Below are 23,564 nucleotides of genomic sequence, written 5' to 3'. Positions count from 1 at the left end.
AGGGGTTACTAATGCTGATTATGCTGCCTTTTGGTAACCTGTCAATGATGATTTAAGTGGTTACACAGTCTGTTTGTAACTGTATAATGCGTCTTTTATCGGTGACACTGGTGTCAGGCGAGACTCCCAGGAGAGGCATTAACATGGCAGAAACACAATCATCCACCGCGCAGGGGCCGTGGTTTCTGGCCGATCATCCGGCGCTGGACTTCATTAATACCGTCGCCATCGTGGACGGTCAGCCGCACGATTTCTGGCAAACCGATGAGGATGTTGACGCATGGCTTCAGCAGGCCGGACTGGCTACAGACAACCCGGCAGCGCACTCTGAAGCTGGCACGCTGTTGCAGGCTGCCCGTCAGCTGCGGGACAACATTCGCGACATGGTGCAGCAACAGAAGGCGGGTGAAGCGATAGATGTGCGGGTGCTGAATGCCTGGCTGGGCGAGGCGATCAGCCATATGCAGCTCGTCACAGAGCAGGGGACGTTGCAGATCCGCCGGATTTATCCTGCTCAGAGCGCAATGCAGCGACTGGGGCGGGTTGCAGAACAGGCTGCCAGCCTGCTGGCCCAGGCGGATTTCAGCCGGGTACGCGCTTGTGAACATCCCGCCTGTAACCTGTGGTTTTACGATCGTACCAAAGCGCATCGCCGTCGCTGGTGCAGCATGGCGCTGTGCGGTAATCGGGCGAAAGTGGCGCGTTTCCGGCAGGGCGTGAAGTCAGAGGGATGACGACTCCGGGCGCTGAGGTGATGCCGGAAAAAGAGGAAGAGGCGTCAGATAAAAAAACACCCTGCAGAGCAGGGTGTTTTCAGGCTTAATGCGCGGCGGGCGCTGAAGGTTTTGAGCGCTTGCGCAGCTTATCAATCAGGCGATGCGCTTCCGCTTTGGTCGCCACCGCTGGCGATGAACCGGTCAGCGGCTGCCGGGCGGTTTCACGGACGGTCAGAATAGTCAGCAGACCGATGATACCCGCACCCATCATGTAGTAGGCCGGCATCATGGTGTTTTTACTGGTATCGACCAGCCACGCCGTGATCAGCGGGGTGGTTCCGCCAAACAGGGAGACCGACAGGTTAAAGCCAATGGCCAGCGCACTGTAACGGATATCGGTCGTAAACAGCGCAGGCAGCGTAGAAGGCATGGTGCCGCTGAAGCAGGTGTGCAGCACGCCCAGAATCAGCAGGCCGCCGAATACAGCCCACATGTTACCGGAACCAATCAGCATAAAGCTCGGAATCGCGAGCAGGATCAGACCCACCGCACCAAAGCCAATCACCGGCCGACGCCCGATGCGGTCCGTCCAGCGGCCCCACAGCAGCGTCAGCGGCATCATCACAAACATTGCCACCATCACCAGCAGCAGGCCACTCAGTTCAGGCAGACCCAGTACGCCGGTCAGATAACTTGGCATATAAGAGGTCAGCATGTAGTTGGAGACGTTAAACAGCAGCACCAGACCGATACATTTCAGCATCGGCGCACGGTATTTGCTCAGCATCTGCATCAGGGTCAGGCGCGGTTTGCTCTGCTCCAGCGCCTCCTGTTTTTCCATGTGCTGCTGGAAGGCCGGAGTCTCTTCCAGCTTCAGTCGCACATAGAGACCAAACAGACCCAGCGGCGCGGCGATAAAGAAGGGCACGCGCCAGCCCCAGGACATCATCGCCTCGTTTGACATCAGGGTGGTCATCACCGTCACCAGACTGGCACCCAGCAGGTAACCACCAATGGTGCCGAACTCCAGGAAGCTGCCCATGAAGCCACGGCGTTTATCGGTGGAGTACTCCGCAATAAAGGTCGCTGCGCCGCCATACTCGCCGCCGGTCGAAAAGCCCTGGATCAGACGCGCCACCAGCAGCAGGATCGGTGCCATGATGCCAATGGAGGAATAGGCCGGGATCAGGCCGATACAGAATGTGCCGATCGACATCATGATCATCGTCATCGCCAGCACTTTCTGTCGGCCGATGCGGTCACCCAGCGGGCCAAACACCAGGCCGCCAATCGGACGGACCAGGAAGGCCGCTGCGAACGTACCGAAGGTGGCGATCAGCTGCACGGCGTTGTTGGCGTCCGGGAAGAAGACCTTGCCGATGATAACGGCGAGGTAGCTGTAAACGCCGAAGTCGAACCATTCCATCGCATTACCTAACGCGGCTGCGCCAACGGCACGCTTCAGCATGTCGTTATCGATCACGGTAATGTCATCAACAGTCAGCTCTTTTTGCTTCCTGTTCCAGAAATGTTTCTTTGCGTGGTCAGACGATCTGTTTCTGGTGTCCATAAACTCCTCAACTGCTGAATGAAGGAGTCTTATAGCTTTCGCAGCCGAAAATAAGGGTCAGAAGAAACCGTGGAAATGAAAGCTATAAGAAGCCGAATAAGTTTTAAGTGAAGCGGCAATTAACCGCAGGGGCAAACCTTAGACCACAATTGTAAGGTATTGCAAGTTTTCAGCTTAAATAACTACTTTTACTGACAAAGTCAGCATAGTAATCTTATTCATCTCTGCTTACGGCCATAAACATTTCGTAACATCCAGCGCAGGATGATTCCGGCCAGCAGGCGTCGCCAGGCCTGACGCGCGCCAGAATGTCTCATCCGGCAACCAGAGTAATCTGCGGATCATTTGACTGGGGTGCAGCGCGATATTTCCGTTCGCCGCATATCCATAGCAGGATTAGTTGGTAGTTAACGCATAAATGCAGTGGCAGTGTACTGCTATTCCAGACCAACAGAGTGTTAAACATGGGCGCGTTAACATCAGCAGAATTACCGGTTATTGATTTCGCACTGTTATCGGGAGATCAACAGCAGCAGCAACAGTCACGCGAGAAACTCAGCCAGGCGGCGCGTGAGGTGGGTTTCTTCTATCTGATCAACCACGGGATCGACCGCGCGTTATCCGATGAGGTTCAGCAGGTCGCACGCCAGTTTTTTGCCCTGCCACAGGCGGACAAAAGCGCCGTCAGGATGGCCAATTCGCCTCATTTTCGCGGTTATAACCTGGCCGGCGTGGAGATAACCCGCAGCCAGCCCGATTTTCGCGAGCAGTTTGACATTGGTGCTGAACGCGAAGCGCTGCCCGTAACCGCCGACTCGCCCACCTGGCAACGGATGCAGGGCCCCAATCAGTGGCCTGAAGCCCTGCCGGAACTGCAGACCGTCGTCACCCGCTGGCAGCAGCAGATGACCGCCGTTGCGCTGGAGCTGCTGCGCGCCTTTGCCGAAGCGCTCCATCTGCCGCGCAACGCCTTCGACAATCTCTATGGCGACTATCCGAACGAACATATCAAGCTTATCCGCTACCCCGGCCGTAGCGAGAGCGAATCCCGCCAGGGCGTCGGCGCGCACAAAGATTCCGGCTTCCTGACGATGCTGCTGCAGGACGATCAGCCGGGTCTTCAGGTGGAAGTGACGCCGGACAACTGGATCGACGCCTTACCCAAACCGGGCGCGTTTGTGGTGAACATTGGCGAGCTGCTGGAGCTGGCGACCAATGGCTATCTGCGCGCCACCGTTCATCGGGTGGTATCGCCCCCGCAAAGCCGCGAGCGCCTCTCTATCGCCTTTTTCCTCGGTGCGCAGCTCGATGCCGTTGTGCCGATCTACCCGCTGCCCCCGCAACTGGCCGGGCTGGCTCAGGGACCGGGCAGCGATCCGCTCAACCCGCTGCTGCGTGAAGTCGGCTGGAATTACCTCAAAGGCCGGCTGCGTTCGCATCCGGAAGTTGCAGAGCGTTTTTATCCTGAACACACCTCCCACTAAAACCATAAGAGATAAATGATGATGATTAAAAAGCGCGTTCTGGCTCTGGCCGGTCTTTCACTGCTGATTGCTCAAAGTCTGCAGGCTGCGCCGCTGCGCGTGGCTGCGGATCCGGTGCCGCATGCCGAAATTCTGGAGTACGTTAAGACGCTGGATCCCAAACTCGACATCAGGATCGTGGAGCTGAGCGGTGGGGTAAACGCCAATGAACTGCTCGCCTCCGGGGATGTGGATGCGAACTACTTCCAGCATCTGCCCTACCTGAAAGATCAGGAAAAGGCGCTGGGTAAGACCTTTGCCGTTGTCGCCAGCGTGCACATTGAGCCACTGGGGATCTACTCGCGCAAAGTGAAGTCGCTGGCGGCGTTGCCAGAGGGTGCCAGCATTGCGGTACCCAACAACACCACCAACCTGAGCCGTGCGCTGTGGCTGCTGCAGGATAAAGGGGTCATTAAACTCCGGGCGCAGGGTGAAGCGGGCTCCACGCTGGTGACGCCGAAAGATATCAGCGAAAACCCGAAGAAAATCAAAATTATCGAGATTGAATCGCCTCAGTTGCCTCGCTCGCTGGATGATGTTGATGCCGCGATCATCAACGGCAACTATGCGCTGGAAGCGGGGCTGAATCCGGCCAAAGATGCGCTGGGTCTGGAGTCCGCTGCGCATAACCCGTATGCCAACCTGCTGGTCACCACCCCGGCACTGGAAAAAGATCCCCGCGTCGTGCAGCTGGCAAAGGATCTGCGTTCGCCGCAGGTGGCCGCGTTTATCCGGAAAAACTACCAGGGCTCCGTGATTCCGGTCGCGGATAATCAGCATGATTAATATCCGTCACCTCAGCAAACAGTATGCTGGCGCACCCGCGCCAGCGTTAGACGATATCTCTCTCACCATCAGTGAAGGGTCGATCTTCGGCATACTGGGGCGAAGCGGGGCGGGGAAAAGCACGCTGCTGCGCTGCCTGAACCGGCTGGAGAGCCCCTCCAGCGGCCTGATTGAGATCGATGGGGAAGATATCTCCCGGCTGAGTCTGGCGCAGCTCCGGCAGCAACGGCAGCAGATGGGGATGATCTTTCAGCACTTTAATCTGCTTCATTCCCGCAACGTGCGGGACAATATTGACCTGGCGCTGGAGATTGCCGGGATACCCAGGGCCGAACGCCACGCCCGCGTGACTTCGCTGCTGGATCTGGTGGGACTGACAGCCTTTGCAACGGCCTGGCCCTCACAGCTCTCCGGGGGACAGAAACAGCGTGTCGGCATCGCCCGCGCGCTGGCGGCCCGTCCCCGCTATCTGCTGTGCGATGAGGCGACCAGCGCACTGGACCCGGAAACCACCCTCTCCATTCTTGATCTGCTGGCAGATATTCAGCAGCAGCTGAATATCACCATCGTCCTGATCACGCATGAGATGGCGGTAGTGAAACGTATCTGTGACGGTGCCGCGCTGCTGGAGAAGGGGCAGCTGGTGGAAAGCGGCACCCTCAGCCAGATCATGGGACGCGAAGAGGGTCGTCTCCGCACGATGCTGCTGAAGGATGGCGAGGCGGACAGGGCGTTTATCGAAAAATATCAGCGGGAGGCTCTTACCCGATGCGTAGCATGACCCGCGATCGTTTTCAGGAACTGCTGCTGAATGCCACGGGCGAAACGCTCTATATGGTGCTGCTGGCAGCGCTTTTTACCGTCGCTATCGGATTGCCGGTGGGTGTCCTGCTGTTTCTGACCCGTCCACAGGGTATTCTGCCCAATCGCGCCATCTCTCTCCTGCTGAATACGCTGGTGAATACCGGACGCGCGCTGCCGTTTGTCGTGCTCCTGATCGCGCTTATCCCCTTTACCCGCCTGCTGGTTGGCACCACGCTGGGCAGTACCGCTGCGATCGTACCGATTACCCTGGGGGCGTTTCCCTTCTTTGCGCGCATCGTGGAGAACGCGCTGGATGAAGTCGATCGCGGCCGCATTGAGGCGGTGGTGTCGATGGGGGGCAATCTGTGGCATATTGTCAGCCGCGTGCTGCTGCCGGAGGCGTTGCCTGCGCTGGTGGCAGGGATCACCCTGACGATTGTGATGCTGATCGGCTTCTCGGCGATGGCCGGCGTGGTCGGCGGCGGCGGACTGGGGGATCTGGCGATTCGCTACGGCTATCAGCGCTTTGACAATCAGATCATGGCAGCGACCATTGTCGTGCTGCTGGCGCTGGTAATGCTGATTCAGAAACTGGGCGACTGGCTGGTGCGCTCGCTGGCTTATCGTCGTTAACGGCTGACCGTATGGCGTCAGGCCGCCATACGGCTGAACAGGCCAATCTCGCCGCAGAAAGCGTTAATCCCCGCCTCTGTTTCCGTCATCATTAACACATATATAATCCGGCGTTTCTTTTAAGAATAAAAAAGATGTCTGGGGATATAGTGCAGAGTGACCAGCAAAATCATATTAATTCATAATGACGTTATCTGTTATCAGCGTCACGATGGCGTGTCGCTAAATAAGGATAAGGGAATAATTTTCCCTGGCTAAGGAGAGGGAGTTACGTAATGACGTTGGGTGAATTTGCTTTCGGACCTGTTTTTCTTTCTGTTTTTGCATTTTGCATTCAGCTACTAAATAAATCAAAACCTGTTACAAATTACAGGAAGCTATTGATTTCACTGCCTGTCACTCTGCTGGTCTGTTTCCTGTATCCACTAACCAGTGTATATCTGACACAGAGATATACCCTGTCTGATTCGTTTTATTTTTATTGTTTAGTGAGTTTTTTATTCTCAATCTGTTTGAACACGGTTATCTTTCTGATCATCAACGTTAAATATAAGAGAAGCTAGTTATCCTGTTTCAGTTATAGCGCCTGCCTTTGTATGTTTCTGACTCTTATTCAGGGAGCCTGAACTGATGATGCGATTGATTTACACAATTTTTTAATCAACCGACCGCCTGGCGCTTCTCCCTTTTACGTTTAACCGTCCCTGAAACATCCCTGCTGGCGACAGCTTCACCTGAACAGTAAATGCGGTCAGCAGAATCTCTGCATACGTTGCCACTTGCTAACCTACTAACCGTAACCTACCTTTAGTAGCTTAATGGCTAATCAGGTAAGGTGACGACGATGCATGCACTCATAGTAACTGCCCATCCCAATCATGATGCTCACACCCACCGCATTGCGGACCAGCTTGCGCAGGGGGTTCTGGCCTCAGGCCACCACACGGTTGAACAGGCCGATCTCGCCGCTGAGGGGTTCGACCCGCGTTTTACGCTCAGCGATCACCAGCGTTTCAATGGTGAGGCTGCAACTCCGCCGGATGTGCTGGCCGAGCAGCAGCGGCTGGATCGCGCTGATGCGCTGGTGCTGGTCTACCCGATTTACTGGTGGTCATTTCCGGCACAGCTCAAGGGCTGGATCGACCGGGTCTTTATTGCAGGCTGGGCCTTTGATGAGCAGGATGACCGGATAGTGAAGCGCCTCGGACATCTTCCCGTGCATCTGATCGCGCTGGGTGCAGCCGATACGCGAACTTTCATGCGCCGCGGCTATTTCGGCAGCATGCGGAATCTGATCGATCACGGCATCTTTGATTATTGTGGCGCGCCGGTGGTTACCAGCGAGCTGCTACTGACCGGCGACGAGGGGTTTCCTGAGTCACACTATCAGCGGGCGCAGCAATGGGGGCAACGGATTTTTGCCCGTGAGGAAACCGCATGACCGCGAAAAAGTCTGCCCCTAAACGTCTGTCACGCGAGGCCCGTCGCCGACAGCTGTCAGAAGTCGCCTGGCAGATCATGCAGGCCGAGGGCAGCGAGGCGCTGACGCTGGCCCGGGTGGGTGAGGCAGCGGGCGTCAGTAAGCCCGTCGTTTACGATCACTTCACGACCCGTCATGGTCTGCTGGCGGCATTGTATGACGATTTCGATCGCCGCCAGACCGATCGGATGGAAGCGGCCATGGAGGCTGCGCCGATGCAGATGCAGCAAAAAGCGGCCGTGCTCGCAGCCTGTTACGTGGATTGTGTGATGACGGAAGGACGTGAAATTCCTGAACTGCTTTCCGCGCTCAGCACCACGCCTGAACTCGCTGCGGTAAAACGTCACTATCAGCTCGACTTTATCGCCCGCTGTCAGCGCTGGTTTGCTCCGTTTACGGGCAGCAGCGGAATGGCCGAAGCAGGCATGTGGGGCTTGCTGGGGGGTGCGGATGCTATCGCAGGCGCGGTGGCACGGGGCGATATCGATAAACAGGCAGGGGAGCAGGCGATAACCGCGCTTGTCGTGGCGCTGGTGGCAGGCAGCCGTCCGGCAGAGGAAGCGTAAAAAAAGGCGGCCCGCAGGCCGCCGAATCCTTCAACCACAACAGAGGTTGTGTAAGCAGTGGCAACGTACAATGATGATCGTTTAGCCTTTCACCCCGCCCGCGGTTAAGCCGCTGACCAGCCAGCGCTGGGCCAGCAGGAAGACCAGGGTAATCGGAATCGCAGAGAGCACTGCGGCGGCGGCAAAGTCGCCCCACAGATAGTTCTGCGGATTGAGATACTGCTGCATCCCGACCGCAAGGGTGTAGCTGTTAACATCGCGCAGCAGCAGCGAGGCGACCGGCACCTCTGTCACCGCCGCGATAAAGGCAAGAATAAACACCACCGCCAGAATCGGCACCGACAGCGGCAGCAGCACCAGCCGGAACGCCTGCCACGGGGTGGCACCATCCAGCGCCGCCGCCTCTTCCAGCGAACCGTCGATGGTTTCAAAATAGCCTTTTATCGTCCAGACATGCAGCGCAATGCCGCCAAGATAGGCGAAGATCACGCCGCCGTGGGTATTCAGCCCGATGAACGGAAGATACTGGCCGAGACGATCAAACAGCGCATAGAGCGCCACCAGCGACAGAACCGCCGGGAACATCTGGAAAATCAGCATCCCCTTCAGCAGGCTGGCACGGCCGGTAAAGCGCATGCGGGCAAACGCATAGGCGCAGGTGGTGGAGAGCGCCACGATGCCCAGCGCACTGATGGCCGCGATCTTAACCGAGTTCCATAACCAGAGCAGCACCGGGAAGGGCGGCGGTGTGACCCGCCCATCCGCATGTTCCACGCTGAAACCCAGCGCCAGACGCCAGTGCTCCCATGAGATCTGCTCCGGGATGAGGCTGCCGGTGGCGAAATTACCGGCGCGCAGCGAAATCGCCACCACCATCAGCAGCGGAAAGAGAATCGCCGCGATAAATAACAGCAGCAGCAGATGCGTGGTCAGCAGACGCAGCCGTTGCGATTTGGGTTGTACCATAGCCATAACAGCTCCTTAAACCTGGTTCCTCAGGCGATTTGATTTGTCAGTCTGAACCCGGATCGTGCTTATCATCCTCACGGTCCGGGTCTGCGCCTGTCGGGCCAGACGCTTAGTCGAATTTCATCCGCGAGGCTTTCAGGTTGATCACTGCCAGCGCACCCACCAGCAGGAAGATCAGGGTGGCAATCGCCGCCGCCAGACCAAAGTCCTGCCCGCCGCCGCCTTCAAAGGCGATACGCCAGGTGTAGTTCACCAGCAGATCCGTATACCCGGCTGGCGTGGTGGTACCGAGACGATCGGGCCCGCCGTTGGTCAGTAACTGCACCAGCACAAAGTTATTAAAGTTGAAGGCAAAGCTGGCAATCATCAGCGGCATCAGCGGTTTCAGCAGCAGCGGCAGGGTGATCAGGAAAAAGTTCTGCAATGGGCCTGCGCCATCCATCGCCGAGGCTTCATAGAGATCGTCCGGAATCGCCTTCAGCAGCCCCATGCAGAGGATCATCATGTAGGGGTAGCCCAGCCAGGTATTCACAATGATCAGCATGGTACGCGCCAGCGTCGGATCGCTGAACCAGGCGGGTTTCACACCAAACAGCGCGCTGAGCATCACGTTAATCTCACCGAAGCTCTGGTTAAACAGCCCCTTGAAAATCAGAATTGAGATAAACGCTGGCACGGCATAGGGCAGGATCAGCATCACCCGGTAAACGGCTTTGCCGCGCAGCGCCTCCCACTGCACCAGACAGGCGAGCACCATGCCGACGGCGACGGTGAGCACCACGGTGATCAGCGAGAAGAAGAGCGTCCAGCCAAAAATCGCCAGGAACGGTCTCTGAATCCCTTCGTCGGTAAAGACCCGCGCGAAGTTTTTCCAGCCGGTATTCACGGTGAAGCCGGGGCTCAGCGTTTCGTTGTCCCATTTGTTCGCGGCGTTGACGGCCTGATAAAAACCGGTCTGCGGATTGGCGCGATAGTGCACGCCACTCTGCTGATTGATCAGCTCATCCGGCGCGCCCACCCGGTAGAGCGGCTGAGTTCCGGAGAACTGGCGCAGCGAACTCATCCGCAGCTGACGGCCATCCGGCAGCTCAGCATGGATCTGGCTCAGCGCCTGGCGATGGGTGGTGATGACCCTCAGGGTCGCCCGCTCACCCGCTGGTGGCGTCGCGGGGGCCATTTTCAGCGTCTGTTCAGCGCCAAACTGAAACGGCGGCGAGACAAAGTCTGCTTTGCCGTCGTTCAGCACCAGCTGCCAGCGGTCGCCAGCCGGGAAGAGTGCGAAACTGACGGCGTCCCCCGACTGGAAGGTGCGGCTCAGCAGTACCTGTTGCGCGCGCTCAAAGGTCAGCTGATTGGTGCTGCTGTAGTTGGTGAACGCAATGGCCACGGTGCAGGCGAGGGGGAACAGGACAAACAGCGCCATCCCGGCCACGCCGGGATAGACATAACGCCACGCATAGGCGCGACGGTTGGCGTAAATCCACAGCCCGGTGGCACTGAGGATCAGCGTCAGCAGCGCAAACAGATATTCGCCCTGCGCGTACATCAGCACCAGCAGATAGCCGACCAGCAGACAGCCCATTCCGATGAGAACGCCCTTTAACAGCAGACTGTGCGTTTTCGGTTTTCCTGACATGATGCGGTTTTCCTTAACGGTCACTCAGGCCGGGTTGCCCCGGCGGCAGGGAAAAATTATTTCTTCAGACGCGCCTGGGCATCTTTCAGTGCGGCGTCAACGCTCTGACGACCGCCCAGGGCATTCAGCGTGGCGGTGCGCATCGCGTACCAGAATGCGGCCATCTGCGGGATATTCGGCATGATGTCACCCTGACGGGCATTGGTCATGGTGGCGGCGATACGGGAATCTTTCTCCAGCGTCTGCTGGAACGATTTCAGCGCCACCGCGCCCAGCGGCTTATCTTTATTGACCGCATCCAGGCCGGCGTCGGTCAGCAGGTAGTTCTCCAGGAACTCCTTCGCCAGCTCTTTATTGGGACTGGCGGCGTTGATCCCGGCACTCAGCACGCCGACAAACGCCTTAGAGGGTTTACCGTTCAGCGTTGGCAGCGTGGTCACGCCATAGTCGATCCCGCTCTTGTCGATGTTGCTCCATGCCCAGGGGCCGTTGATCGTCATCGCGGTTTCTCCTTTGTTAAAGGCCGCCTCGGCAATCGAATAATCGGTATCCGCATTCAGGGTTTTAGCTTTGACCTGATCGACCAGGAACTGCATCCCGGCTTTCGCGCCCGCGTTATCCACGCCGACATCTTTCACGTCATAGCGCCCGTCGGTCAGCTTAAAGGCGTAGGCTCCGCCAGCGGCCAGCAGTGGCCAGGTGAAGTAGGGTTCCTGCAGGTTGAACATAATGGCGCTTTTGCCCTTAGCGCGCAGTTGCTTATCGAGACCGGCCATCTCTTCCCAGGTTTTTGGCGGATTGGGCAGCAGCTTTTTGTTGTAGATCAGCGAGAGTGACTCGACCGAGATCGGATAGCCAATCAGCTTGCCGTCAAAGCGAACCGCATCCCAGGTGAAGGGGAAAATCTTCTGCTGAAAGCTGGCATCCGGGCTGATTTCCGCCAGCAGGCCCGACTGCGCATAGCCGCCAAACCGGTCGTGCGCCCAGAAGATAATGTCCGGACCATCGCCCGTCGCCGCTACCTGCGGATACTTCTCTTCCATTTTGTCAGGATGTTCAACGGTGACTTTGATACCGGTCTCCTGCTCGAATTTCTTACCCACTTCAGCAAGACCGTTATAGCCCTTGTCTCCGTTGATCCAGATGACCAGTTTACCTTCTTCAATCTTTGCCATCGCGCTGGCCGAAAAGAGCACGGCAGAGAGGGCCGAGAGGGCCAGAATTCTTGCTCCGGTTTTCATCGTCATAAATTCATCCTGTTAGCGGAAGTGGTGAAGACTCTGTCGGCATCATTGTGCGTATCCACACCGGCATCTCATCCTCCTCTGCTCTACGCCCCGCCGCCCATCACTGTGATCGCGCTGGCAAAAAGCGTCCGGAGCGGGAGATGGCGCGGCAAAAAATCGTGCAGGTCTGCGTGAACGATCACAAAAAACCGCGGCGGCGCGCTGGCTGACTCGTCCGCCGCGGTTTCTCCTCCTCCCGTCTCCTCCCCCAGTGGATTGCGCTGCGGTGGAGGATGTGACCGCCGGTTTCCTCTCGCATAGTGAGCCCCGGAACCCGTCTGCCGCTGAGCAGACACGAATGTGCAGCTAAGAGGGAAGGGATCATGGCGAGCGTTGTGCTACGCAATGTCACAAAAGCCTGGGGCGAAACGGTGGTGTCGAAAGAGATCGATCTCACCATTCGTGAAGGGGAATTTGTTGTTTTCGTCGGCCCGTCGGGCTGTGGCAAATCGACGCTGCTGCGCATGATTGCCGGACTGGAAACCATCACCAGCGGCGAGCTGCTCATTGGCGACCGGCGCATGAATGAGGTGCCGCCTGCCGAGCGCGGCATCGGCATGGTGTTTCAGTCTTATGCGCTCTATCCGCACCTGTCCGTAGCGGAAAACATGTCTTTTGGCCTGAAACTGGCCGGGGTAAAAAAGGCTGAAATCCATCAGCGGGTCAATCAGGTGGCCGAAATTCTGCAGCTGGCGCACCTGCTTGATCGCCGGCCAAAAGCTCTCTCAGGGGGGCAGCGTCAGCGCGTCGCCATCGGCCGCACGCTGGTGGCGGAACCGCGCGTCTTCCTGCTGGATGAACCGCTGTCCAACCTCGACGCAGCCCTGCGCGTTCAGATGCGCATTGAGATCTCTCGTCTGCATAAGCGCCTGAAGCGCACCATGATTTACGTAACCCACGATCAGATTGAAGCGATGACGCTGGCTGACAAAATTGTGGTACTCGATGCCGGGCGCATCGCGCAGGTCGGCAAGCCGCTGGAGCTCTATCACTATCCCGCCAACCGCTTTGTCGCCGGATTTATCGGCTCACCCAAAATGAATTTCCTGCCGGTCAAAGTGACCGCCACCGCCCTCGATCAGGTTCAGGTCCGTCTGCCGAATCAGCAGCTGGTCTGGCTGCCGGTTGACAGCGCCGGCGTACTGGTCGGCAGCAATATGTCACTGGGCATTCGCCCGGAACATCTGCTCTCCAGCGATATCGCCGACGTCACCCTTGAAGGAGAAGTGCAGGTGGTGGAACAGCTGGGGCATGAAACACAGATCCACATCGAGATTCCCGCAATCCGTCAGAACCTGGTCTACCGCCAGGAGGACGTCGTGCTGGTAAAAGAGGGCGCGATCCTGGCGATTGGCCTGCCGCCCGAGCGTTGTCACCTGTTCCGCGAGGACGGGAGCGCGTGCCGCAGGCTGTACCAGGAGCCGGGTGTGTAGCCCTGCCAAAACAATAAAAGCCATGACCTCAGGAGATAGAAAATGTTAACTCTGCGCAAACTTCCCCTTGCCGTTGCCGTCGCGGTGGGCACGCTCTCCGCCCCGACGATGGCGGTCGATTTCACCGGCTATGCCCGTTCCGGCATCGGCTGGACGGGCAGCGGTGGCGAACAGCAATGTTTCCAGGCTACCGGTGCTCAAAGTAAATACCGTCTGGGCAACGAATGTGAAACCTACGCCGAACTGAAATTAGGTCAGGAAGTGTGGAAAGAGGGCGACAAAAGCTTCTATTTCGACACCAACGTGGCTTACTCCGTAGCCCAGCAGAACGACTGGGAAGCCACCTCACCGGCATTCCGTGAAGCCAACGTAAAAGGGAAAAACCTGATCGATGCGCTGCCAGGATCGACCCTCTGGGCCGGTAAGCGTTTCTATCAGCGTCATGACGTTCATATGATCGACTTCTACTACTGGGATATCTCCGGACCGGGTGCCGGTCTGGAAGATGTCGATCTCGGCTTCGGTAAACTCTCCTTCGCGGCAACCCGCTCTTCGGAAGCGGGCGGCTCTTACACCTTCTCCAGCGATCGTATCCGTGACTTCGCCACCAGCACCGCGAATGACGTATTTGATGTGCGCCTGGCGGGCCTGGAAACCAACCCGGATGGCGTGCTGGAGCTGGGGGTCGATTATGGTCGTGCCAATGCCCGTGACGACTACCGTCTGGAAGATGGCGCCTCAAAAGATGGCTGGATGTTCACCGCCGAACATACCCAGAGCATGCTTAAGGGCTACAACAAGTTTGTACTGCAGTACGCCACCGACGCGATGACCTCGCAGGGCAAAGGGGTGCCGCAGGGCACCAGTCTCAATAACAATGGTGACATGTACCGCATCCTCGACCACGGGGCGATCTCGCTGGCAGAACGCTGGGACCTGATGTACGTCGCCATGTATCAGAACATCGATCTGGATAACGACCGCGGCACCGAGTGGTATACCGTCGGCGTGCGTCCGATGTACAAATGGACGCCGATCATGAGTACGTTGCTGGAACTGGGCTATGACAATGTGAAGTCACAGCAGGCCAGCGAGCGCAACGGTCAGTACAAAGTGACGCTGGCACAGCAGTGGCAGGCGGGTGACAGCATCTGGTCACGTCCGGCGCTGCGTCTGTTTGCGACCTATGCCAAATGGGATGAGAAGTGGGGCTACAACAAAGACAGCGCCGGCGATCTCACCACCTTCGCCTCGGCTGACTCTACCGGCAACGGCATCCTGACCAACAGCCGCGGTAATAACGATGAATTTACCTTCGGCGCGCAGATGGAAATCTGGTGGTAAACCCGCACCGTTTCTGACAGGCGTGCCTGCACGCCTGATGAATCTCTCTGGTCGCGGTGTGCCATTGCCTGGTGCATGCCGCGACCTGTAATAAGGTACGCATAATGAAAATGAAAAAGACGCTGACTGCACTCTGCCTGAGTGCAACATTACTGGCCGGACAGAGCCTGCCCGCCCTGGCGGACGTCAACCTGGTGCCGCAGGATCTCACCTCCGCCCCGGTTGTCCCTGCTGAAACCCTGCAACATCTGAGCTGGCAGCCGCTGGCCGCCTCACAGACCCAGACGACAAAACTCGCCAGCAGCGGGCAGACGCTCAACGCGCCGCACATTGCCGGACCGGTGGCGGCCTACAGCCTGCCAGCGAATATCGGCGAACTGACGCTGACGCTGAGCAGTGAAGTGGTCAACGGGCAGGTTTTTGCGCCTAACGTGCTGGTACTGGATGAAACTCTGCGGCCCGCCGCCTGGTTCCCGAGCCGCTACTTTACCTACCAGAAGCCAGGCGTGATGGCGGCAGACCGGCTGGAAGGGGTGATGAAACTGACCCCGGCGCTGGGCCAGCAAAAAATTTACCTGCTGGTGTTCACCACCGACAGCGATCTGACCCAGACCACCACCCTGCTCGATCCGGCTAAAGCCTACGCGCAGGGCACCGGACACGCTGTGCCGGACATCCCCGATCCCATCGCCAGCCACAGCCGGGAGGGCACCCTCAAACTGAAAATGCAGACCAGTTCCGGCTCCTCCATTCTGGTCGGGCCGCTGTTTGGATCGTCCGGTCCCGGCCCGGTCACCGTCGGTAACACCGCGCCTGCGCCTGCTTATCGTTCGGCCCCTGCCGCCACGGCCGCGCCTTTACCCGCGACGAAAACAGCGGCAGAACCGATCATGAGTGACACTGAGCGCTACTTTAATCAGCAGATCACTCAGGCGATTAACAGCGGCAATATTGACAAAGCGCTGAAGCTGCTGGATGAAGCTGAACGGCTGGGTTCCACCTCCGCCCGGCAAACCTTTATCCGTGGTGTTAAAGGCAAGGGGTGAAACCGCCCCGACACCAGGGATGTTGTCCCATCTGGTGCGCTCCGGCGCACCTTTTTTTTGAATTGAAATAATGTTGAATGAGGGGGAGATATGACCTGTGAGCGGATTCAGTGACAGAGATGTCAGGAGAAAGAGCCGTTGTCTGCCATTAAGGTTAAAGCGTTATTCATGCAATACAGCGCGGTCATCCCTGATCCGCGCTGATTTCATCTCCCCTGATTCATGCTGACCGCTTCCGTCGCGCCGTCAGATCCCGCAACAGTGCACGGGTTTCCGCATCGCTGAACAGCGCCTCCAGCGTGACGCTCAGCTTGCGTCGCCAGTTCGGGTATTCATCGCTGGTGCCGGGGATATTGACCGGCGTGGCCATATCCAGCCAGTCCTCCGGTTGCAGACCCAGCAGGGCGCTGTGACTGTCCGCCAGATAGCGCTGCATCGCCCGGTTCAGCGCCTTGCTCATCCCGGTACGTCCGGCAGACCGTCCGGCCCGTTTCGGCAGGGCGCCCACCTGATGCAGGCTGTTGAGCAGCGCCTGCTTTGCCCGCAGCCGATCCTGATACAGCCCGGCCAGCACCACCTTGTCCGGGTAGAGGCCCAGCCGGGCACCCGTGGTCAGGTCGTCGCTTTGCCACCAGCCGCGCAGCGTCGGAAGATCGTGGGTGGTCGCGACGGCCATCGCCTGCCGCGGCCAGGCGGCGGGTGGACGGAATCCCGACGGAGAGGTCTGTTCAAACCAGAGCACTTTATAGGAGTAAACGCCGCCATCCCGCAGCTTATCGACAATCGCCTCCGGCACCGTGCCGAGATCTTCCCCAATCACCATGCAGCGATGTCGCTGGCTCTCCAGCGCAAGAATCGCCAGCAGGTCGTCGATGGGATAGTGAACATAGGCTCCGTGCATCGCCGGTTCGCCGGCCGGTATCCACCAGAGTCGCATCAGCGCCATCACATGATCGATGCGCAGTGCGCCACAGTGGCGCATATTCGCGCGCAGCAGGGCAATCCACGGCTCCCAGGCGCGCTGCTGCATGACCTGCGGGTCCATCGGCGGCAGTCCCCAGTCCTGACCGCGCGGGCCGAGGATATCGGGCGGGGCTCCGATACTGGCCTCCATGCAGTAGAGGTCGCGATCGCTCCACGTCTCGGCTCCTCCTTTGGCCACCCCGACCGCCAGATCGCGGTAGAGGCCGATGGGCATTGCCTGCTGCTGGCAGCCGTGCCAGCAGTCAGCAAACTGCTGCGCGGCCAGCCACTGCAGCCAGAGCCAGAAACGGACCTGATCGGCATGCTGCTGCAGAAAGGTTTTCACCGCCGGGCTTGCAGGGTCCTGCAACGCCTCCGGCCACACCGGCCAGCCCCAGCGCTGGCTATCCTGCGCAATCTGATCGGCGTGCAGGGCATCAAACAGCGCCTGATGCTGCAGACTGACGCCACCCTCTTTGATAAAGGCGTGGAATGCCTGCACCTCAGGATCGGTGGCCTCACGCTGGCTGAACTGCGGCCATGCCAGGCTCAGCGCCGTGATTTTCAGGCGGGTGACCGCCGCATAGTCGACCCACTCCGCGGCGCGCGCCTGCATCAGCGCCTGCTGTGTCTCCGGCTGCTGCCACCAGGCCTGGGCGGCGCTGCTCTGCCGGAAGTCACTGACCGCATTCACATTAATATAGAGGACATTGAGCCAGCGGCGGGAGGAGGGGCTGTAGGGACTGGCACTCTCCGGGCTGGAGGGAAACAGCGCGTGAATGGGATTCAGCCCGATAAACGCGCCGCCGCGTGCCGCGACAGCGGGCAGCATCCGGCGCAGATCGCCAAAGTCGCCAATGCCCCAGTTCTCCGCCGAACGTAATGTATAGAGCTGCACACAGGCTCCCCACAGCGATTCCCCCGCCTGCAACGCTGGCGGCTCATAGCAGCGGGGCGGAGCAATGATGATCCGGCACGACCACTGTCGGGCACCCTGATGCAGCGTCAGCTGATGGTAGCCCTCCGGCAGCGGCGGCAGATGCAGCGGCTGAGCGGGATGACAGCGACCCGAAGTGACTCCTCCCGCCTCACGGGTGAGTTGCCACTGCGCATCCTGCGTCAGCTGAGGGGAGAGGCTCAGCAGATCGCCGCTGCGAAAGATCACTACTGGCGGCAGCGGCGTGCTCTGCTGACGCGGTGGCTGCATCACCGCCAGCAGACGCTGGCGGGTCAGGGCCGGGATCGCCTGCGGCCTGCCGTGGGCGTTAATATATTCCGCAGCGATACCCGCCACGGAAAAATCATCCTTAACCGGATTCGTTTTCATGGCGTTCCTCAGCGTTTCGCTTGCCAGATGCGCTGCTGGTAATCGCGGATAGCGCGGTCGGCGCTGAACATCCCGCAGCGCGCGGTATTCAGGATAGTGGCACGGGTCCAGGCTTCCTGATCGCTCCAGAGCGCTTCCACCTGCGCCTGGGCCTCCAGGTAGGGCTGGAAGTCGGCCAGCACCAGATAGGGGTCGCCACCCTCCGGGCCAAGACTGTGCAGCATCGCGTCAAAGGCGTGACGATCGCCCTGGCTGAAGGTGCCATCCTCCAGCGCCCGCAGCACCTGATTAAGCTGCGGATCTTTTTTACGCCACTGAGCGGGATCATATCCGCCAGCTTTTAAGGCCACGACCTGTTCCACGGTATGACCAAAGATAAAGATGTTGTCACTGCCAACCTGCTCAGCGATCTCAACGTTTGCGCCGTCGAGGGTGCCGATGGTCAGGGCACCGTTCAGCGCCAGTTTCATGTTACCGGTGCCGGAAGCCTCTTTGCCGGCGGTCGAGATCTGCTCGGAGAGATCGGCGGCCGGGATCAGCCGTTCCGCGACGGAGACGTTGTAGTCGGGGATAAAGACCACCTTCAGACGGTTGCCGATGCGGGGATCGTGATTGATCACCTCAGCCACTTTATTGATGGCATAGATGATGTTCTTCGCCAGGGCGTAACCCGGCGCGGCTTTGGCGCCAAACAGCACCACGCGCGGCACACGATTCGCCTGCGGATCGATCACCAGCGTCTGCCACAGCGCGATGATATGCAGCAGGCTCAGATGCTGGCGTTTGTACTCATGCAGGCGCTTAATCTGCACGTCGAAAAGCGCCGTGGGGTCGATCGCAATGCCGGTGCGGTTTTTGACCCAGCCGACCAGCGTCTGCTTGTTCTGCTGCTTGATGGCGTGGTATTCGGCGCGGAACGCGGCGTCATCCGCAAAGGCTTCCAGCCCCTGCAGCGCATCCAGATCGTTCAGCCAGGGTGTGTTCAGGGTTCGGGTAATCAGGGCACTCAGCGCCGGGTTGCACTGATTGATCCAGCGACGCGGGGTAATGCCGTTGGTCACGTTGTGAAATTTCTCCGGCCAGAGCTGGTGATACTCCGGGAAGAGATCCTGCACCACCAGTTTCGAATGCAGCGCGGCCACCCCGTTTACCGCAAAACCACTGGTGACGCAGAGGTTCGCCATCCGCAGCTGATTATTGTGGACCAGCGCCAGCTTAGCCCATTTCGCCTCATCCTCCGGCCAGCGTGCTGAGACCACGGCTTTCAGCCGGGCGTTGAGCGTGTTAATGATCATCATATGGCGCGGCAGCAGGCTGCGTACCAGCCGGACATCCCAGCACTCCAGCGCTTCCGGCATCAGCGTGTGGTTGGTGTAAGCAAAGGTGTGGCGGGTAATCTGCCAGGCCTGATCCCAGCTCAGCTGGTGCTCATCCAGCAGCAGACGCATCAGCTCCGGGATCGCCAGCGTAGGGTGGGTATCATTCAGCTGAATGACTTCATGATCGGGCAGGGTTTCAATTGACCGTCCGGCCTGATGATGGCGGCGCAGAATGTCCGCCAGCGCACAGGCGCACTGAAAATATTGCTGCATCAGACGCAGTTTTTTACCGTTCTGATGATTGTCATTGGGATAGAGCACCTTCGTCAGTTTTTCAGCATCAATGCCCTGCTGCTCTGCGCGCAGAAAGTCGCCGTCGTTGAAGCGATTGAGGTTAAACGGCTCAGCGTGTTTCGCCTGCCACAAACGCAGCGGCTGGGTAATGCCATTCCGGTAGCCAACGACCGGTAAATCCCAGGCCTCACCCACCAGTTCAAACGCCGGTTGCCACTGAGGCTGCCCCTCTGTGGTGACCACTTTGCCGCCGAGTCCGACCCGAACGTTAAGCGCCGCGTTATGATTGAACCAGGGGTAACGATCGCGCTGCCACTCATCCGGCGTTTCGTGCTGCGCCCCCTGTTCGAAGCGCTGGCGGAACAGGCCATATTGATAATTGAGGCCATAGCCGGTTGCAGGCTGGCCCACACTGGCCATAGAGTCGAGAAAACAGGCGGCCAGCCGCCCCAGTCCGCCGTTGCCCAGCGCCGGATCCGTCTCATTTTCCAGCACGTCAGTCAGCGAAATATGCCACGCAGAGAGCGCGTCATTGACCGCGTCATACCAGCCCAGATTCAGCAGGTTGTTACCGGTCAGACGGCCAATCAGAAACTCCATCGACAGATAGTTAACGTGGCGCTGTGTGGCGGGTGCCGGGGCGCCTGGCTGTGCGGCCAGCATATCCGCTAGCGCACCGCTGAGCGCCTGCCACCACTGTGACGGGGTCATCTCCTGCGCTTCGCGCAGGCCAAAACGCTGCCACTGACGGGTCAGGGCGGCATTGAACTGAATCGGGTTAAATTCGGGCTGTGTCGTCATGGTTGATCTCCTGGAAAAACAGAAAAAGGGGTCAATATGGCGACAGTGTGCCCGCGCGAAAGCTGGCGCTCCTCCTCCTGAACAGAATTAGCGCAGGAGGATAGGGAGGGTGGAGAGGATGAGGCTAATCCGAAATCGGTTCAGGAGTGTGATAGCGCACACTTTTGTAAAGTTTAATTAATGGGTTTGCTTGCATTCATCTGACGAAATGCTGAACCTGTGTAAGGAATAATTACGAAGCGTAAAATAATGCTGCGCTCGACAAACGGAGATACGCGCGCCCATGTTAATACCCGCTAAACTCAGCCGCCCGGTGCGTCTTGATGGCACCGTCATCCGTGAGCGCCTGCTGCAAAAGCTCACCGCAGCCGGAAACTATCGTCTGGTGCTGGTCACCAGTCCGGCGGGCTACGGCAAAACCACGCTGGTGTCACAGTGGGCGGCGGGGAAAAGCGATCTGGGCTGGGTCTCTCTGGATGAGGGCGACAACCAGCCGGAGCGTTTTGCCGATTACCTGATTGCGGCCCTGCAGCAGGCCACCCACGGTGGCTGTCCGCGCAGCGAACAGCTGGCGCAGAAGCGGCAGTATGTCAATCTTAACGCCCTGTTTTCACAGCTTTTTATCGAGCTGGTGGAGTGGCAGCAGCCGCTGTGGCTGATCGTCGATGATTACCACCTCATCACCAATCCGGTGATCCACGATGCGATGCGTTTTTTCCTGCGTCACCAGCCTGAAAATCTGACGCTGATCCTGATGTCGCGCAATCTGCCCCAGCTGGGTATTGCCAACCTGCGGGTGCGCGAGCAACTGATTGAACTGGGCAGTCAGCAGCTGGCGTTTACCCATCAGGAGGCGCGGCAATTCTTCGACTGTCGTCTGGCGGCCCCGCTGGAGAGCGAAGAGAGCAGCCGGTTATGTGACGATGTGGCGGGCTGGGCGACCGCGCTGCAGCTGATTGTGCTGTCGGCGCGGCAGGGAGCCAGTTCGGCTCAGCATTCGGCCCGGCGTCTCTCCGGCATCAATGCCAGCCACCTCTCTGACTATCTGGTGGAGGAGGTCCTGGATCATGTCGATCTCCCCACCCGCCATTTCCTGCTGAAAACCGCGCTGCTGCGCTCCATGAATGATGAACTCATCGCCCGGGTTACCTGTGAAGAGAACGGCCAGATGCGGCTTGAAGAGATCGAGCGTCAGGGGCTGTTCCTGCAGCGCATGGATGATTCCGGCTGCTGGTTCAGTTACCACCCTCTGTTCGGTAATTTCCTGCGGCAGCGCTGTCAGTGGGAGCTGGCGGCGGAGCTGCCCGCGCTGCACCGGGCGGCGGCTGAGAGCTGGATGGCGCAGGGTTTCCCTGGCGAGGCGATTCATCATGCGCTGGCGTCCGGCGACGCCAGCATGCTGCGCGACGTGCTGCTGGAGCACGCCTGGACACTGTTCAATCAGAGTGAGCTGCCGCTGCTGGAGAACTCCCTCAGGGCGCTGCCGTGGGAGATGATGCTGGAGAACCCGATGCTGGTGCTGCTGCAGGCCTGGCTGATGCAGACTCAGCATCGCTTTTCCGAGGTGGACAGCCTGCTGGCACGCTTTGAACAGGCCAGCCGCTGCGAGATTGACGCGGCGCTGCGCGGCGAATTTAATGCATTACGCGCTCAGGTAGCGATTAACGACGGCAACATCGACGAAGCGGAGCGACTGGCAAAAGTGGCGCTCGACACGCTGCCCGGCAATCGTCACTACAGCCGTATTGTGGCGATGTCGGTGCATGGCGAAGTGATGCATTGCAAAGGCGAGCTGGAGGATTCCCTCAAGCTGATGCGTCAGACCGAGCAGCTGGCGCGCCGCGATGAGGTGTGGCACTACGCCCTCTGGAGCCTGATTCAGCAGAGCGAAATTCTGTTTGCGCAGGGCTTTTTGCAGGCAGCCTATGAGATCCAGAGTCGCGCCTTTGTGCTGGTGGAAGAGCAGCATCTGGCACAGTTCCCGCTGCATGAGTTTTTGCTGCGCATTCGCGCTCAGTTGCTGTGGGCCTGGGGGCGGCTGGAAGAGGCGGAACAGGCCGCCCGCGACGGCATCAGCGTACTGAACGGTTTTCAGCCGCAGCAGCAGATCCAGTGTCTGGGCCTGCTGGTGCAGTGCTCGCTGGCGCGGGGTAATCTGGATAATGCCCGCAGCTACCTGAACCGGCTGGAAAACCTGCTGAACAACGGCAACTGGCACAGCGACTGGATTGCCAATGCCGATAAGGTCCGGGTGATCTACTGGCAGATGACCGGCGACAGTCAGAACGCACGCGACTGGATGCGCCAGACGCCAAAACCTGCCTTTGCCAACAACCATTTTCTGCAGGGACAGTGGCGCAACATTGCCCGTGCGCAGATCCTGCTGGGCGATGTCAGCCAGGCAGAAGTGGTGCTGGAAGAGCTGAACGAGAATGCCCGCGCCCTCCGCCTGATGAGCGATCTGAACCGCAACCTGCTGCTGCTGAATCAGATCTACTGGCAGACTGAACGCAAAGCGGAGGCGCAGCGTGTGCTGATCGAGGCGCTGAAACTGGCGCGCAGTACCGGTTTTATCAGTCACTTTGTGATTGAAGGCGAGATGATGGCACAACAGCTGCGGCAGTTGATTCAGCTGAATACCCTGAATGAGCTGGACAGCCATCGCGCCCGCCGCATCCTGCTGGAGATCAATAAATATCACCGTCACAAGTTTGCCCATTTCGATGAGGGTTTTGTCAGCCGGTTGCTCAACCATCCTGACGTGCCGGAGCTGATCCGCACCAGCCCGCTGACACAGCGTGAATGGCAGGTGCTGGGGCTGATCTATTCGGGCTACAGCAACGATCAGATTGCCGGGGAGCTGGCTGTGGCCTCCACCACCATCAAGACCCATATCCGCAATCTCTATCAGAAGCTGGGCGTTTCTCACCGCAGTGAAGCGATGAACCAGGTGCAGTCGCTGCTGAAAATGATGGGCTATGTCTGACGTCTGGCGCGATGTCCGTCTTCCGGTCAGCATCGCGTCACAGTCCCTGTGACAGAAAGACAATATAGTTTTCCACCACCCT

The 23,564-nt window shown here is 58.8% G+C and carries 17 protein-coding genes; 11 read left to right on the top strand and 6 right to left on the bottom strand.

Features of this window, described 5'->3' with window-relative positions; all coding sequences use genetic code 11:
• Positions 1-143 precede the first annotated feature (143 nt).
• Positions 144-734, top strand: coding sequence for an ABATE domain-containing protein (locus S7A_RS19510; protein WP_009093066.1), 591 nt, complete (start codon positions 144-146; stop codon positions 732-734).
• Between the two features lie 85 nt (positions 735-819).
• Here the strand turns inward: S7A_RS19510 and proP are convergent, their stop codons facing one another.
• Entirely contained in the window at positions 820-2,286 is a 1,467-nt protein-coding gene (gene proP, locus S7A_RS19505; protein WP_009093065.1) for a glycine betaine/L-proline transporter ProP, read from the bottom strand.
• A 464-nt stretch (positions 2,287-2,750) separates the two neighbouring features.
• Here proP and S7A_RS19500 point away from each other — a divergent pair, with 464 nt between their 5' ends.
• The 6 genes from S7A_RS19500 to S7A_RS19475 all read left to right on the top strand — a co-directional run bounded on the left by S7A_RS19500 (position 2,751) and on the right by S7A_RS19475 (position 8,078).
• Positions 2,751-3,770 (top strand): isopenicillin N synthase family oxygenase, encoded by a 1,020-nt coding sequence (locus S7A_RS19500; RefSeq protein WP_009093064.1) that lies wholly within the window; start codon positions 2,751-2,753, stop codon positions 3,768-3,770.
• Positions 3,771-3,791: 21 nt separating this feature from the next.
• Positions 3,792-4,595: a MetQ/NlpA family ABC transporter substrate-binding protein gene (locus S7A_RS19495; RefSeq protein ID WP_033736835.1), complete on the top strand. Its 804-nt coding sequence runs from the start codon at positions 3,792-3,794 to the stop codon at positions 4,593-4,595.
• On the top strand, positions 4,588-5,376 hold the full coding sequence (locus S7A_RS19490; RefSeq protein ID WP_009093061.1) for a methionine ABC transporter ATP-binding protein: 789 nt from the start codon (positions 4,588-4,590) through the stop codon (positions 5,374-5,376). Before S7A_RS19495 ends, S7A_RS19490 begins: the two co-directional genes overlap by 8 nt.
• A complete protein-coding gene (locus S7A_RS19485; RefSeq protein ID WP_033736777.1) occupies positions 5,364-6,032 on the top strand; it encodes a methionine ABC transporter permease in 669 nt (222 codons plus the stop codon). The genes S7A_RS19490 and S7A_RS19485 overlap by 13 nt, the downstream gene beginning before the upstream one ends.
• A gap of 844 nt (positions 6,033-6,876) precedes the next feature.
• Positions 6,877-7,473 carry an NAD(P)H-dependent oxidoreductase gene (locus S7A_RS19480; RefSeq protein ID WP_009093058.1) on the top strand — a complete coding sequence of 199 codons (597 nt, stop codon included), beginning with the start codon at positions 6,877-6,879 and terminating at the stop codon, positions 7,471-7,473.
• Entirely contained in the window at positions 7,470-8,078 is a 609-nt protein-coding gene (locus S7A_RS19475; protein WP_009093056.1) for a TetR/AcrR family transcriptional regulator, read from the top strand. Before S7A_RS19480 ends, S7A_RS19475 begins: the two co-directional genes overlap by 4 nt.
• Before the next feature lie 81 nt (positions 8,079-8,159).
• On the opposite strand, the gene malG is transcribed toward S7A_RS19475, so the two are convergent.
• From malG to malE, 3 genes are all read right to left on the bottom strand, one after another.
• Positions 8,160-9,050 (bottom strand): maltose ABC transporter permease MalG, encoded by an 891-nt coding sequence (gene malG / locus S7A_RS19470; RefSeq protein ID WP_009093054.1) that lies wholly within the window; start codon positions 9,048-9,050, stop codon positions 8,160-8,162.
• A 106-nt stretch (positions 9,051-9,156) separates the two neighbouring features.
• Entirely contained in the window at positions 9,157-10,683 is a 1,527-nt protein-coding gene (gene malF / locus S7A_RS19465; RefSeq protein WP_009093052.1) for a maltose ABC transporter permease MalF, read from the bottom strand.
• A gap of 56 nt (positions 10,684-10,739) precedes the next feature.
• A complete protein-coding gene (gene malE, locus S7A_RS19460; RefSeq protein WP_009093050.1) occupies positions 10,740-11,930 on the bottom strand; it encodes a maltose/maltodextrin ABC transporter substrate-binding protein MalE in 1,191 nt (396 codons plus the stop codon).
• A gap of 362 nt (positions 11,931-12,292) precedes the next feature.
• Between malE and malK the strand changes: the two genes are divergently transcribed.
• The 3 genes from malK (at position 12,293) to malM (ending at position 15,792) form a co-directional block, all read left to right on the top strand.
• Positions 12,293-13,402, top strand: coding sequence for a maltose/maltodextrin ABC transporter ATP-binding protein MalK (gene malK / locus S7A_RS19455; RefSeq protein ID WP_009093048.1), 1,110 nt, complete (start codon positions 12,293-12,295; stop codon positions 13,400-13,402).
• Positions 13,403-13,444: 42 nt separating this feature from the next.
• Positions 13,445-14,746 (top strand): maltoporin, encoded by a 1,302-nt coding sequence (locus S7A_RS19450; protein ID WP_009093047.1) that lies wholly within the window; start codon positions 13,445-13,447, stop codon positions 14,744-14,746.
• A gap of 104 nt (positions 14,747-14,850) precedes the next feature.
• Positions 14,851-15,792 (top strand): maltose operon protein MalM, encoded by a 942-nt coding sequence (malM, locus tag S7A_RS19445; protein WP_009093046.1) that lies wholly within the window; start codon positions 14,851-14,853, stop codon positions 15,790-15,792.
• 220 nt (positions 15,793-16,012) lie between these two features.
• Here malM and malQ read toward each other — a convergent pair whose 3' ends face one another.
• Positions 16,013-18,082: a 4-alpha-glucanotransferase gene (malQ, locus tag S7A_RS19440; RefSeq protein ID WP_009093044.1), complete on the bottom strand. Its 2,070-nt coding sequence runs from the start codon at positions 18,080-18,082 to the stop codon at positions 16,013-16,015.
• An 8-nt stretch (positions 18,083-18,090) separates the two neighbouring features.
• Positions 18,091-20,496, bottom strand: a complete 2,406-nt coding sequence (gene malP / locus S7A_RS19435; RefSeq protein WP_009093043.1) for a maltodextrin phosphorylase — start codon at positions 20,494-20,496, stop codon at positions 18,091-18,093.
• Positions 20,497-20,779: 283 nt separating this feature from the next.
• Between malP and malT the strand changes: the two genes are divergently transcribed.
• Positions 20,780-23,482 (top strand): HTH-type transcriptional regulator MalT, encoded by a 2,703-nt coding sequence (gene malT / locus S7A_RS19430; protein WP_009093041.1) that lies wholly within the window; start codon positions 20,780-20,782, stop codon positions 23,480-23,482.
• Positions 23,483-23,564 lie beyond the last annotated feature (82 nt).

This window comes from Pantoea sp. Sc1 (assembly GCF_000255315.1).
Lineage (GTDB): Bacteria > Pseudomonadota > Gammaproteobacteria > Enterobacterales > Enterobacteriaceae > Pantoea > Pantoea anthophila.
The sequence above is the reverse complement of the archived record's forward strand: the minus strand, read 5'-3'. Positions and strand labels throughout refer to the sequence as shown.